Source organism: Variovorax sp. KK3, assembly GCF_001984055.1.
GTDB lineage: Bacteria > Pseudomonadota > Gammaproteobacteria > Burkholderiales > Burkholderiaceae_C > Variovorax.
In genome coordinates this window covers 38,137-51,322 of record NZ_LYVO01000031.1, presented here as the reverse complement: position 1 = coordinate 51,322, position 13,186 = coordinate 38,137, and the positions used below count along the sequence as shown (strand labels likewise).

The 13,186-nt window shown below is 67.4% G+C and carries 11 protein-coding genes and 1 riboswitch; of the genes, 8 read left to right on the top strand and 3 right to left on the bottom strand.

Annotation, left to right across the window (positions count from 1 at the left end):
• Positions 1–62: 62 nt before the first annotated feature.
• The 6 genes from B0W80_RS16645 (at position 63) to B0W80_RS16620 (ending at position 7,418) form a co-directional block, all read left to right on the top strand.
• Entirely contained in the window at positions 63–500 is a 438-nt protein-coding gene (locus B0W80_RS16645; protein WP_077000273.1) for a PACE efflux transporter, read from the top strand.
• Between the two features lie 8 nt (positions 501–508).
• Positions 509–609: riboswitch (S-adenosyl-L-homocysteine riboswitch) on the top strand.
• 20 nt (positions 610–629) lie between these two features.
• Complete coding sequence (metH, locus tag B0W80_RS16640) at positions 630–3,392, top strand: methionine synthase (protein ID WP_077000272.1); 2,763 nt, start codon at positions 630–632, stop codon at positions 3,390–3,392.
• A gap of 87 nt (positions 3,393–3,479) precedes the next feature.
• Positions 3,480–5,222: a glycosyltransferase family 39 protein gene (locus tag B0W80_RS16635; RefSeq protein WP_256856599.1), complete on the top strand. Its 1,743-nt coding sequence runs from the start codon at positions 3,480–3,482 to the stop codon at positions 5,220–5,222.
• Between the two features lie 41 nt (positions 5,223–5,263).
• A complete protein-coding gene (locus B0W80_RS16630) occupies positions 5,264–6,247 on the top strand; it encodes a glycosyltransferase family 2 protein (protein WP_077000301.1) in 984 nt (327 codons plus the stop codon).
• Positions 6,247–6,645, top strand: a complete 399-nt coding sequence (locus B0W80_RS16625) for a GtrA family protein (protein WP_077000270.1) — start codon at positions 6,247–6,249, stop codon at positions 6,643–6,645. The genes B0W80_RS16630 and B0W80_RS16625 overlap by 1 nt, the downstream gene beginning before the upstream one ends.
• A gap of 113 nt (positions 6,646–6,758) precedes the next feature.
• A complete protein-coding gene (locus B0W80_RS16620) occupies positions 6,759–7,418 on the top strand; it encodes an FHA domain-containing protein (RefSeq protein WP_077000269.1) in 660 nt (219 codons plus the stop codon).
• Positions 7,419–7,455: 37 nt separating this feature from the next.
• On the opposite strand, the gene B0W80_RS16615 is transcribed toward B0W80_RS16620, so the two are convergent.
• The 3 genes from B0W80_RS16615 to B0W80_RS16605 all read right to left on the bottom strand — a co-directional run bounded on the left by B0W80_RS16615 (position 7,456) and on the right by B0W80_RS16605 (position 10,242).
• Positions 7,456–8,655: an amidohydrolase family protein gene (locus B0W80_RS16615; RefSeq protein WP_077000268.1), complete on the bottom strand. Its 1,200-nt coding sequence runs from the start codon at positions 8,653–8,655 to the stop codon at positions 7,456–7,458.
• A complete protein-coding gene (locus B0W80_RS16610; RefSeq protein ID WP_077000267.1) occupies positions 8,601–9,368 on the bottom strand; it encodes a TetR/AcrR family transcriptional regulator in 768 nt (255 codons plus the stop codon). The genes B0W80_RS16615 and B0W80_RS16610 overlap by 55 nt, the downstream gene beginning before the upstream one ends.
• A gap of 100 nt (positions 9,369–9,468) precedes the next feature.
• Entirely contained in the window at positions 9,469–10,242 is a 774-nt protein-coding gene (locus B0W80_RS16605; protein ID WP_077000266.1) for a ferredoxin--NADP reductase, read from the bottom strand.
• A 290-nt stretch (positions 10,243–10,532) separates the two neighbouring features.
• On the opposite strand from B0W80_RS16605, the gene B0W80_RS16600 reads away from it, so the two are divergent.
• Entirely contained in the window at positions 10,533–12,140 is a 1,608-nt protein-coding gene (locus B0W80_RS16600; RefSeq protein ID WP_077000265.1) for a 6-hydroxynicotinate reductase, read from the top strand.
• A 123-nt stretch (positions 12,141–12,263) separates the two neighbouring features.
• Positions 12,264–13,184, top strand: coding sequence for a UPF0280 family protein (locus B0W80_RS16595; protein WP_077000264.1), 921 nt, complete (start codon positions 12,264–12,266; stop codon positions 13,182–13,184).
• Positions 13,185–13,186 lie beyond the last annotated feature (2 nt).

The window sequence follows — 13,186 nt, the reverse complement described above, 5'->3', positions numbered from 1 at the left end:
CTTTTTATATCAGCGCACGACACATAAAGTCCACCCATCGTCATTCGCTACCGGGAACATTCATGCAAGGGCTCAAGCGCCGCGTCGTCTACATCAGCCTCTACGAGGGCATCGCCATCGTCGTGGCCAGCGCCGGGCTGGCGCTGATGACGGGGCAGAGCGCCGGCCATTCGGGTGTGGCGGCCGTCATGGCTTCGGTCATCGCCGTGCTGTGGAACCTAAGCTTCAACGCCATGTTCGAGCGCTGGGAGTCCCGCCAGAAGGTGCGCGGCCGCAGCTTGCGCCGGCGCATCGCCCACGCGATCGGCTTCGAAGGCGGGTTGGTCGCCTTCCTGGTGCCGGTCTTCGCCTGGTGGCTCGACGTGAGCCTCTGGCAGGCGCTGGTGATGGACTTGGGCCTGGTGGTGTTCTTCCTGGTCTACACCTTAGCCTTCAACTGGGCCTTCGACACGGTGTTCGGGCTGCCGGCCTCCGCGGCCGGCGCGGCGCAGCCGGCGTAAAATCGCCGGCTCCCAAGGAGCGTTGCAGCGCGGCTTTCCCTCTCAGGCAGAGGGCGCCGCGTCAGGCTTGGGCTTCCAACCCACTGGATTGCAACGACGCTCGCCTGATTCCCGCCAGCAGGTGAGCCCATGTCTACCGATTCGTCTACCGACTCCTCTTCCGTTCTCGTTCCTCCCATGAAGCTGTCCGGCCTGGAGCCGGTGCGCATCGGCGAGGGCACGCTGTTCGTCAACATCGGCGAGCGCACCAACGTCACCGGCTCCAAAGCCTTCGCTCGCATGATCCTCAACGGGCAGTTCGAGGAAGCGCTGGCCGTGGCGCGGCAGCAGGTGGAAAACGGCGCGCAGGTGATCGACGTGAACATGGACGAGGCCATGCTCGACAGCCAGGCCGCGATGGTGCGCTTCCTGAACCTGATCGCGAGCGAGCCCGACATCGCGCGCGTGCCGATCATGGTCGACAGCTCCAAGTGGGACGTCATCGAAGCCGGACTGCGCTGCATCCAGGGCAAGGGCATCGTCAACTCGATCTCCATGAAGGAGGGCGTCGACAAGTTCAAGCACGAGGCCCGCCTGGTCCGTCGCTACGGCGCAGCCGCCGTGGTGATGGCCTTCGACGAGAAGGGCCAGGCCGACACCTACGAACGCAAGATCGAGATCTGCGAGCGCGCCTACCGCATCCTGGTCGACGAAGTCGGCTTCCCGCCCGAAGACATCATCTTCGACCCCAACATCTTCGCGATCGCCACCGGCATCGAGGAGCACAACAACTACGCGGTCGACTTCATCGAGTCGGTGCGCTGGATCAAGAAGAACCTGCCGGGTGCGAAGGTGAGCGGCGGCGTGTCGAACGTGAGCTTCAGCTTCCGCGGCAACGACCCGGTGCGCGAGGCCATCCACACGGTGTTCCTGTACCACGCGATCCAGGCCGGCATGGACATGGGCATCGTCAACGCCGGCATGGTCGGCGTGTACGACGACCTCGATGCCGCCTTGCGCGAACGCGTGGAAGACGTGGTGCTCAACCGCCGCCCCGACGCGGGCGAGCGCCTGGTCGAAGTGGCCGAGACCGCCAAGAGCGGCGCCAAGGACGACAGCAAGAAGCTCGAGTGGCGCGGCACGCCGGAGAACCCGGTGACGGTGAACCAGCGCCTGTCACATGCGTTGGTGCACGGCATCACGGACTTCATCGTCGACGACACCGAGGAGGCCTACCAAGCCATCGTGGCCGGCGGCGGCCGGCCCCTGCATGTGATCGAAGGTCCGCTGATGGACGGCATGAACGTCGTCGGCGACCTGTTCGGCGCCGGCAAGATGTTCCTGCCGCAGGTGGTGAAGTCCGCGCGCGTGATGAAGCAGGCGGTGGCCCACCTGATCCCCTACATCGAGGAAGAGAAGCGCCAGGACGAGGCCGCCGGCCGCGACGTGCGCAGCAAGGGCAAGATCATCATCGCCACCGTCAAGGGGGACGTGCACGACATCGGCAAGAACATCGTGACCGTCGTGCTCCAGTGCAACAACTTCGAGGTGGTCAACATGGGCGTGATGGTCCCGTGCCACGAGATCCTGGCGCGCGCCAAGGTCGAGGGCGCCGACATCGTCGGGCTCTCGGGCCTCATCACGCCGAGCCTGGAAGAGATGCAGTACGTGGCGGGCGAGATGCAGAAGGACGAGCATTTCCGCATCCGCAAGATCCCGCTCCTGATCGGCGGCGCCACCACCAGCCGCGTGCACACGGCGGTGAAGATCGCGCCTCACTACGAAGGCCCGGTGGTGTACGTGCCCGACGCCTCGCGAAGCGTGAGCGTGGCGCAGTCGCTGCTGTCGGAGCAGGCGTCGGCATACATCGACGAGATCAACGCCGACTACGTCAAGGTGCGCGAGCTGCACGCCAACAAAAAGCAGGTGCCGCTGTGGCCGCTCGCGAAAGCGCGGGCCAACAAGACGCCGATCGACTGGCAGGGCTTCGCGCCCACGGTGCCCAAGTTCACCGGCCGCCGTGTGTTCCGCAACTTCGACCTGACCGAGCTCGCGAAGTACATCGACTGGGGTCCCTTCTTCCAGACCTGGGACCTGGCCGGGCCCTTTCCGGCGATCCTCAAGGACGAGGTGGTGGGCAGCGAAGCGGTGCGCGTCTTCGGCGATGGCCAGCGCATGCTCAAGCGGCTGATCGAGGGCCGCTGGCTCAGCGCCAACGGCGTGGTGGGCTTCTGGCCGGCCAACACCGAGAACGACGACGACATCGTGCTCTACACGGACGAGTCGCGCTCCGAAGCCGCGCTCACCTGGTGGGGCCTGCGCCAGCAGACAGAGAAGCATGCCATCGAGGGCGTGATGCGGCCCAGCCGCTGCCTGGCCGACTTCGTGGCGCCGCGCGCGAGCGGCATCAAGGACTACGTGGGCATGTTCGCGGTGACCGCGGGCATCGGCGTCGACAAGAAGGAGAAGTTCTTCCTCGACGACCTCGACGACTACTCGGCCATCATGCTCAAGGCCCTGGCCGACCGGTTGGCCGAGGCCTTCGCCGAGGCGCTGCACCACCGCGTGCGCACCGACCTGTGGGGCTACGCCGCGGGCGAGGCGCTCAGCAGCGAAGAGCTGATCGGCGAAAAGTACCGCGGCATCCGCCCGGCGCCGGGCTACCCGGCCTGCCCCGACCACAGCGTGAAGGGCCCGATGTTCGACCTTCTGCAATGCGCGGACATCGGCATGACCCTGACGGAAAGCCTCGCCATGATGCCGGCGGCCAGTGTGAGCGGCTTCTACCTGGGCCATCCCGAGGCGACCTATTTCAACGTGGGCAAGATCGGGCACGACCAGTTGCAGGACCAGGCCGAGCGCCGGCATGCGAACGAGGCGGAGCTCGAACGTTTGCTGGCACCCAATCTCTGACACCGCGGCCCGCCGCCGCAGAAGGCGCGGGTACACCGGGGAACGCATATTCAGACATCGATCTTCGCAGCCGCGCACTACGCGGCGTTGGCCATCTTCGCCGCCGCCTGCTGGGGCTTCGGGCGGGCGCTGTTCCTGCGCCTGGGCTCGCCGGTGCGCGGCGACTTCTGGCTCGAGACGGCCATGGCGACGGCGCTCGGCATCGGCATCTTCATCTGCGTGTTCCAGGTGCTGGGCATCGCGAAGCTGCTCAACATGCCGGCGGTGCTGATGGTGGTGGCGGTGGGCTTCGCGGCGGCCTGCATCCAGTTGCCCGGCTGGGTGCGGCAGGCCCGAGCGCTGGTGCCCGGGCCGCGCCTGTCGTGGCTCGAGAAGGTGGCGCTGGCAGCGCTGGCTTTGGTGGCGTTGCCCACGCTGTTCGAGCCGCTGGCACCGCCGGCGGCCTTCGACGAGCTGATGTACCACCTGCCCTACGCACGGCTGGTGGCACAGAGCGGTTCGCTCGGCATCCACGAGTGGCTGCGCTACCCCTGGTTCCCTTACAACTACAACCTGCTCTACGCCGCCGCGCTGCTGGTGGGCGACGACGTGCTGCCGCACTTCCTGAGCGCGCTGGCCGGCTGGCTGGCGATGTGGATGGTCTATCGCCTGGGCCTCGCCTATCTCAATCGCGTGCTGGCTTGCGCGGCCGCGGCCGTGTGGCTGGGCATCGGCGACTATGCCAGTGCGCTCATCGACATGGGGGTCGCGCTGTTCGTGCTGTCCGCGTGGATCGCGCTGTGGTGGTGGAATGAGGCGCACGAGCAGCATCGCGCACACGGCGTGCGCTGGCTGGCGCTGTCGGCCTTCTTCCTCGGCCTCGCGGCCGGGTCGAAATACCAGGCGCTCACCTTCCTGCCGCTGGTGGCCTGGTTCGTGGTGCGCCGCGAGCGGCGGCCGGCCGTCTGGGGCGTGGCGATGCTGTGCTTCCTGCTGCCCTGCATCTACTGGTTCGCGCGCAATGCGATCACGACCGGCGACCCCTTCAATCCCATCGGCGCCAAGGTCTTCGGCTTCACCAACTGGAACCTGGCCGACTACAAGAACCAGCTCGACGACGTGCGCGCCCATGCCGCGCTGCCCAACTTCCTGATCTGGCCCGTGGTGCTGGCACCCTTCAGCCGTGCCTGGCGCCGCGTGCCGGCGGTGCATGCGGCGATCGTCTTCTGCGCCTATTCGCTGATCGTGTGGGCGGCGACTTCGCGCTATCCGCGCTACATGACGGCCGCCTTCCCGCTGCTGGCGTTGGTGGCGGTGCTGGGCTGGCAGGTGCTGCTGGGGTGGATCGCCGCGGGCCTGCGCAAGGTGCTGCCCGCGTTGAGGCGGGCGCACTGGCCGGCGCGCGCGGGGGCGGTGGCAGCCGGGCTGCTGCTCGCCGTCCTGGTGGTCGTGTCGTGGCGGCACACCACGCGCGAGATCGCGAACATCGCGACCACGCCGTCGGAGCGGGAGACCTTTCTGCGGGCCAATGTACCCGGCTATGCGGTGATGAACCACCTGCGCGAGCATGCGACGGGCCGCGTCTACCAGATCGCGCTGAGCGAGGCGATCTACTACGGCCCCAACCCGATCTACGGCGACACCCTGGGTCCCTGGCGCTACCCCGACTTCCCACTGTTGCCAGCGGCCGAGGCGGCGCGCCGCTTCGCGGGGCTGGGCTTCGAGGCAGTGGTCATGCCCGACGCGGTGGCCAAGGCGCTGTCGGCCGACGCGGGCTTCCGCCGGCATTTCGTGCCCATGATCGAACAGGACGGCGCCCGGGCTTACCGTATCCTGCCCGACGCACCATGAACGACGCTTCTTACAACGCCCCGCGCACAGCGCCGCAGGCAATGCCGGCATCGCCCGCACGGCCGGCCCCGCCCGCATTACGCATCGCCGCGGTGATCCCCTGCTACAACGAGGCGCTCGCGATCGCGCAGGTGGTGGCGGAATTCCGCGCGGCACTGCCCGAGGCCGAGATCCACGTCTTCGACAACGCCTCCACCGACGACACCGCGGCCATTGCCCGCGCGTGTGGCGCGCAGGTCACCTACGTGGCGCTCGCTGGCAAGGGCAACGTCGCGCGCCGCATGTTCGCGGACGTGGAGGCCGACATCTACGTCATGGTCGACGGCGACGCCACCTACGACCTCGGCGACCTGCGGCGGCTGGTCGACACGCTGATCGACGGCAACCTCGACATGGTGGTCGGCTCGCGGCAGGACGACGGGCACGACACGCAGACCTACCGCGCAGGCCATCGCTTCGGCAACCGGCTCCTGACCGGCGCGGTGGCGGCGCTGTTCGGCGGCCGGCTCACCGACATGCTGTCGGGCCTGCGGGTGTTCTCGCGGCGCTATGCCAAGTCCTTTCCGGCCGTGTCCAAGGGTTTCGAGATCGAGACCGAACTCACCGTCCACGCGCTGGAGCTGCGCATGCCCTTCGCCGAGTTGCCGGTGCGCTACCGCGCGCGACCCGAGGGCTCGCACAGCAAGCTGTCGACCTACCGTGACGGCTGGCGCATCCTCAAGACGATCTGCAAGCTCTTCGTGAGCGAACGGCCCTTGCTGTTCTTCTCGGCCATCGCGGCCGTGCTCACGCTGGGCTCGATCGTCGGTGCCGTGCCGCTGGGCGTGACCTACCTCGAGACCGGCCTGGTTCCGCGCCTGCCCACCGCCGTGCTGCTGACCGGCACCATGCTCAGTGCGATGCTCGCCTTCGTCTGCGGCATCGTGCTGCACACGGTGACCATCGGCCGCCAGGAGGCGAAGCGGTTGCGCTACCTGGCGATACCGGGCGTGCGTCACTTGCGGCCCCCCACGCCGCAGCGCTGATGCGGATCGGCCGCGAGTTCCTGCTGTTCGCGCTGGCCGGCGTGGTCGGCTTCGGCGTCGACGTGACGGTGCTCTACCTCGCGGCGCCCTGGCTGGGCTGGTATGCGGCGCGCGTGCTGTCCTTCGTGGCGGCGGCCAGTGCCACCTGGGCGCTGAACCGGCGCTATGCCTTCGCCGCGCGCCACTCGGGCGGTTCGCTCGCTCGCGAATACCTCGGCTACCTGTTGACCATGCTGGGCGGGGCCGTCGTCAACTACGGTGTGTACGTACTCACGCTTCACACGTGGCGCGGCCCTTGGGTGCCGGCCCTCGGCGTTGCGCTGGGGAGCATCGCGGGCCTGGTCATCAACTTCCTGTCGGCGCGCTACCTCGTGTTTCGCGCGCGGCGCGGACACTGACCGAATGCCGCATGCCAATACGCCAAATGGCCAGGGGCGAAGCCATTGTTTCGATATGTAGTTGAAAGTACTATGGTTTGAAGGGATGGCGGAGGTCCATCCACGGAGGAACCATGCCGACTTTGCTCTTGATGCGCGGGGCCCGCTACGCCCGAAGGATTCGCCTCAGCGACGGCGAGGTCCGGCTCGGCCGCTGGTCCGGCAACGAGATCGTGCTCCCCAGTCAATTGGTCAGCAAGGTGCATGCGGTGCTGAAGTGCCACGGCGACTTCGTGACCGTGCACGACATGCGCAGCACCAACGGCTGCTTCGTCAACGGCCAGCGCATCGACACCTCGCCCCTGCTCGACGGCGACCGTCTTCGGCTGGCCGACATGGAGCTGATGTATTGCCGCCAGGACGACCCCGAAGCGGAAATCGCGCCCACGCGGATGGCGTCGGCGCTCGACGACGCGATGGCCACCGACCTGATCTCGCTCGCACCGAAGGAGGAGCCCGCCCGCCGCGCGGCGCCCGCGCGGCCCCGCAGCAGGGGTCAGCCGGTGGCCGAAGGCATCGCCTTCACGCTGCCGATGCGCGGCCGCGAGATCTCCGCGCTGATCACCTACGACGCCTTGGCGCTGCACTTCGGCGTCTATGCCATCGGGGACGGCGGCTACGACCGTGCCGTCGACGTCTACGAGGCCAACACGCTGGCCATCCACGTCGCGGCCACCTGCAAGTACCAGCAGCAGGCGCAGGAACCGGTGGTCCTGCGCGCGCGCAACTTCTAGCCTCGACGGCCCGCCGTCGTCACCCGCCCTGGGCGCCTCAGTGGGCGCCCGACACCACCACGGCGATCTCGGTCGCCGGCGGTGTGTTGCGGCTGCGGCCGCAGCGCACGATGCCGTCGATCATCACCATGCCGACACCGGGCACGTCGCCCATCTGGACGCTTTCGAGCAGCGTCTTGCCGGACGTGTGCTGTGCCCGGTCCATGAACACGAAGTCGGCCGCGCGGCCCGGCTCGATCAGCCCGCAGTTCAGCTTGCGGATGCGCGCCGTGTTGCCGGTCGCGAAGCAGAACACCAACTCGGCCGGAATGTTGGCCAGCCCGGAGAGCAGCGAGATCATGCGCAGGATGCCCAGCGGCTGCACGCCCGAGCCCGCGGGCCCGTCGGTGCCCAGGATCACGCGGTGCGGGCACTTGAGGTCCATCGCCGCCTTGGCCGCGGCGATCGCGGTGCGCTCGTTGCCGTTGTGCACGATCTCGATGGCGCGTGATGACTTCTCGCAAAGCTCGCACACGTGCGCTTCGGACAACGAGGTGTGGCCGCCGTTGATGTGCCCGATGACGTCGGCATCGGCCTCGAGCACCGTGTCCTTGTCGATGTAGCCCGAGCCCGGCACCGATGGCCCGCCGGTGTGGATGGTGCTCTGGATGCCGTACTTGCGGGCCCACGCCACCATCTCCTTGGCTTCGTAGCCGGCCTTCACCGTGCCCAGGCCCACTTCGCCGAGCAGGCCCACGCCGGCTTCTGCCAGTTCCTTGAAGTCGCTCTCGACCATGCCCTTCTCGATGACCGGGGCGCCGGCCAGCACCTTCACGCCCGCGGGGCGGAAGTTGTCGAAGGCGCGCTGGGCGGTGATCGCCAGTGCCTTCAAGCCCACGATGTCTTTCGGCCGGCCGGGGTAGTGCACCTCGCCTGCGGAAATCATCGTGGTCACGCCGCCGTTGAGGCTCGACTCGATCCAGTTGAGCTGGCTCTGGCGCGGCGTCCAGTCGCCGGCCACGGGGTGCACGTGGCTGTCGATCAGGCCGGGTGCGACGCAGGTCTTCCTGGCGTCGATGACGGTCTGCGCGCCTTCGGTGTCGCAGTCCTTCTCCTTGCCGACCGCGACGATCAGCCCGTCGTTCACGACGATGGTGTCGGCGTCCAGGATGGGCTTGTCGATGTCGCCCGAGAGCAGGAGACCTATGTTCCGGATGACGACCTTGCCCGACTTTGCGGTGGTGGCGGCTTCTGCCATGACTGTTCCTCGTGGGTGGTTGCTGTGCTTGTGTCTTCTTCGGAGGCGCGTGCATCGACCGTGCGCAGCACCGTCTCGATCACGAAATCTTCCCAGTGCGTGACGGCCTCGGGCGTCTCCAGCGGCTCGCCGAGAAATGCGGTCAGCGTGTGGCGGTTGGAAGTATAGAAATAGCCCGTGGAGGCGATCAACAGATAGAGATCGCGCGCCGCCACGTCCGCGCGAAAGAGCCCCTGCTGCACGCCGTTTTCCAGCAGCTCTCGAATGATCGCGATCGCCTTCGACGAATACTCGCGCGCCCGCAGCGACTTCGCGATGTGCCGGCCCTTGTGCAGGTTCTCGGTGTTGAGCAGCGTGACGAAGTCGGGGTTCTTGCGGTAGTAGCCCAGCACGAAGCGGATGACCGCGGCCAGCGACTCGACCGGCCGGCTCGCATCGAGATGCAGCGCGGCCTCGGCATCGTCCATGCGGCGGTAGATGCCTTCGAGCACCGCGATGAAGAGGCCTTCCTTGCTGCCGAAGTAGTAGTAGATCATCCGGTCGTACGACTTCGCGGCCTTCGAGATCTTCTCGACGCTGCCGCCGTCGTAGCCGTACTTGGCGAACACCTTGGTCGCCGCGCGCAGGATGCTGTCGCGCGTGGCCTGCGCGGCCGCCTCGCGCACGCCGGTGCGGCGCGTGGCCGGCTTGGGTATCGCCTTTCGGCCCGTCATGTTCAGTTGCGGCCGCCGCCGGGCCGCCCCAAGGCGAGCGGCGCCGCCCCCCCGGGGGGTGGAGTTACACGAGCGCAGCTCGTGAGAAGCCGGGGGGCAGTCATTTCTCTGCGAAGGCGCGTTCGACGACGTAGTCGCCGGGCGTTGTCGTGTTGCCCTCTTTGAAGCCTCGGCCTTCGAGGATGTGCTTCAGGTCCACCAGGAGCCCGGGGCTGCCGCACAGCATCACGCGGTCTTCCGCGGCGTTGATCGGCGGCAGGCCCAGGTCGTCGGTGAGCTTGTTGCTGTCGATCAGGTCGGTGATGCGGCCCATGTTGCGGAATTCTTCGCGCGTCACGGTGGGGTAGTAGAGCAACTGCTTCTCGATCATCTCGCCCAGGATTTCATGCTTGGGCAGGTGGTCGCTCACGAGGTCGTGGTATGCCAGCTCGTCGACCTGGCGCACGCCGTGCACCAGGATGACCTTCTCGTACTTCTCGTAGGTCTCCGGGTCGCGGATCACGCTCATGAACGGTGCGAGCCCGGTGCCGGTGCCGAACAGGTACAGGCGCTTGCCGGGCAGCGTGTAGTCGATCAGCAGCGTGCCGGTGGGCTTGCGGCCCACGATGATGGTGTCGCCCACCTGGATGTGCTGCAGCCGCGAGGTGAGGGGGCCTTCCTCCACCTTGATGCTGAGGAACTCCAGGTGCTCTTCGTAATTGGGGCTCACGATGCTGTAGGCCCGCAGCAGCGGCTTGTTGTTGACCTTCAGCCCGATCATGGTGAAGTGACCGTTCGAGAAGCGCAACGCCGGGTCGCGCGTGGTGGTGAAGGTGAACAGGCGATCGGTCCAGTGATGGACGGTCAATACACGTTCTTCGCTGAATGCACTCATAGGAATCAGGGATGGTTAGTGACGAAAGGGCGCACGGGCTGCGCCGGTGCGCGGAGCCGAACGTTCATCAGTCTGCCGCAACCCCGCGATTGTCGGCGACCGCTGGAAAGCTGTGAAAACACCATTGCAAGCACCGGACCTGTTTGCTACATTGCCATTTCATGTAGTGATTGCCACATGAAATTGTAGGGAATGCTACACAAACGCCGGCCCCGGCACAAGCGGGTTCCCGGCACATTTGTTGCACAGGCCCCGGACCCGCCCCCACGACATTCAAGAGAAGCCCCGCGATGACCGAACACACCAAGACCGACGGATTGCCAGGCATGGACGTGCCGCTTGCGCCCGAGGTGTCGGGCCGTGCGCCCTTGCGCAACGATCGCATGAGCACCAGCAAGGTCGAATGCAATGCGTGCCCCGTGCTGTGCCAGATTTCCGATGGCCGCACCGGCGCCTGCGACCGCTATGCCAACCGCGAGGGCGTGCTGGTGCGGGTCGATCCGGTGCTGCTGCTGCGCCGAGAGCTGAACAGCGAATCGCCCGCACTGGTGCCCTTCGCTCGCCCCGCGGCCGAGCCTGCTGCAGAAGGCGCCGAGCCCGACTGGAGCGGCGATCTGCTCCATGCCGACGAGGTCTTCGTCACCGGCGTGGGCTCTTCCACCACCTACCCCGACTACAAGCCCGCGCCCTTCATCGTGTCGTCGCAGGCCCGCGGCGTCGACATGGTCACCGTGGTCACCGAGGGCATCTTCAGCTACTGCAGCTTCAAGGTGAAGATCGACACCGACCGCTTCCTCGGCGCCGAGCAGGCCAACGTACGCTACAAGGGCGAGGTGGTGGGCCACGTCACCACCGCCGAATACGGCTCGCAGATGCTGTCGCTCGGTGGCGTGCATCACCTCACGGGCGGCAGCAAGAAGGAAGGCCGGCTCACCGCCGAGCTGATGCAGCTGCTCGGCAACAAGAAGGCCGTCGAATGCGTGATCGACGGTGGCGCCGGCATGGTCATCCAGGCGGGCCGCGCACCCATCGTCAACGGCGTGGAAGAGCAGCGCATGCGCGTGGGCTGCGGCTCGGCCGCCATCGGCATCTTCGCGCGCCAGCTCTTCGGACAGGCCGACGAAGTGGTCGTGGTCGACGACCACATCACCGGCGTGCTCACCGAGCACCAGGCCGGCCGCTGCCTCGACATGCCGGCCTCGGGCATTCAGATGCGCGGGCGCAAGTCCACCCCGGGGCGCTACTTCCAGGTGGCCAACCCGGGCAACGGCTGGGGCGGCACCGACATCGACGATCCGCTGTCCATCATCGAAGGTTGGGAAGAGGGCGTGGCTCGCCCCGGCTTGCGCTTGCTGATGACATCCACCACCGGCGAGCATGCGCAGTGGTACGTGCTCGACGAGCAGCTGCGCCCGGTGGAGCAGGACATGCCTGCGCAGGTGCGCAGTGTCGTCGAACGCATCGGCGAGAACTGCGAGCCTTCGCTGTGCAGCGTGCTCTTTCTCGGCGGTGCCGGCGGCAGCCTGCGTGCCGGCGTCACTGAGAACCCGGTGCGCCTCACCCGTGCCATCAAGCGTGCATTGGTCAACGTGACCTGCGGTGGTGCGCCGGCTTACGTGTGGCCCGGCGGCGGCATCACCGTCATGGCCGACGTGCTGCGCATGCCCGACAACAGCTTCGGCACCGTGCCCACGCCTGCGATCGTCGCGCCGATCGAGTTCAGCATGCGGCGTGACGACTACGAGGCGCTCGGCGGGCACATGGAACATGTGTTCTCGCTCGAACAAGCGCTGGCGCGAGGCGCTTGGCAGAACGATGGTGCGCCGCTCGCGCGCCAATGGCTGCGCATGGACGCCGCGAACCCCTGGCCCCTCGGCCACGCCCCCATGCTCGGCTGAAATGACGGCCCCCCGGCTTTTCACGAGCTTTGCTCGTGTAACTCCACCCCCCGAGGGGGAGGCGCGGCTCGCCTTGGGGCGGCCCGGCGGCGGCCGCACCTTCAACTGACGGAGCTTGCAATCGTGACTGCGCAACGCAGCGCCCTCGACGGAGGCCGCTGGCACTTCAACCACGGCCCGATCGACATCGTGGCCGAGGCGCACGGCGACGAGGTCGAAGTCGCCGTCGCGCATGAACTCGCCTGGCGCCGGTTCGGCACGGTGCTCGACGAGCTGGTCGCCGAACTTCCCCTGCTGCGCCAACCCGTGGGTGATGCCTGCCTGCTGCAAGGCCCCATTGCGCGCCGCATGTGGCAGGCCTGCGCGCCATTCCGGGCGGGCTTCATCACGCCGATGGCCGCGGTGGCCGGCGCGGTCGCGCAGGAGCTCATCGCCTGCTACCAGCGCGCCGGCATCGAGCGTGCCTGGATCAACAACGGTGGCGACATCGCGCTGCACCTTGCACCCGGCCAAACGGCACGCGCGGGTTTGTTCGCCGACCTCGCTCGCTTCGACCTGCGCGACAGCGGACCGCTCAGCACCGACGGCCAGTTCGAGCTGCGTGCCGACATGCCGGTGCGCGGCGTCGCGACCAGCGGTTGGCGCGGACGCAGCTTCTCGCTGGGCATCGCCGACAGCGTCACCGTGCTCTCAGCTACCGCGTCGCAGGCCGACGCCGCTGCCACCGTGATCGCCAATGCCGTCGACGTGCAGGACCCCGGTATCCACCGCCGCCCGGCCAGCGAATGCAAGGACGACAGTGACCTCGGCAGCATCCCGGTCACTGTCGGCGTCGATCCGCTCGCGCCTGCGCAGGTGGATCGCGCACTGGACGCGGGCGCGGCCCGCGCACGAGCGCTGCAGCATGCCGGCCTCATCGATTCCGCCATGCTGGTTTGCCAGGGGCAATGGCGGCTTGTGGAGCCCTTAAGCTCGCTCTCGTCCGGCATTTCCGCCATCGCCGTGCAGCCGCAGGCCGCTGCAGTTGGTTCAGTATTTGCTTAACG

Coding starts and splice junctions, on each gene's coding strand:
- B0W80_RS16645 (WP_077000273.1), top strand. CDS start 63: ATGCAAGGGCTCAAGCGCCGCGTCGTCTACATCAGCCTCTACGAGGGC.
- B0W80_RS16625 (WP_077000270.1), top strand. CDS start 6,247: ATGCGGATCGGCCGCGAGTTCCTGCTGTTCGCGCTGGCCGGCGTGGTC.
- B0W80_RS16605 (WP_077000266.1), bottom strand. CDS start 10,242: ATGAGTGCATTCAGCGAAGAACGTGTATTGACCGTCCATCACTGGACC.
- B0W80_RS16610 (WP_077000267.1), bottom strand. CDS start 9,368: ATGACGGGCCGAAAGGCGATACCCAAGCCGGCCACGCGCCGCACCGGC.
- B0W80_RS16600 (WP_077000265.1), top strand. CDS start 10,533: ATGACCGAACACACCAAGACCGACGGATTGCCAGGCATGGACGTGCCG.
- B0W80_RS16615 (WP_077000268.1), bottom strand. CDS start 8,655: ATGGCAGAAGCCGCCACCACCGCAAAGTCGGGCAAGGTCGTCATCCGG.
- metH (WP_077000272.1), top strand. CDS start 630: ATGTCTACCGATTCGTCTACCGACTCCTCTTCCGTTCTCGTTCCTCCC.
- B0W80_RS16630 (WP_077000301.1), top strand. CDS start 5,264: ATGCCGGCATCGCCCGCACGGCCGGCCCCGCCCGCATTACGCATCGCC.
- B0W80_RS16620 (WP_077000269.1), top strand. CDS start 6,759: ATGCCGACTTTGCTCTTGATGCGCGGGGCCCGCTACGCCCGAAGGATT.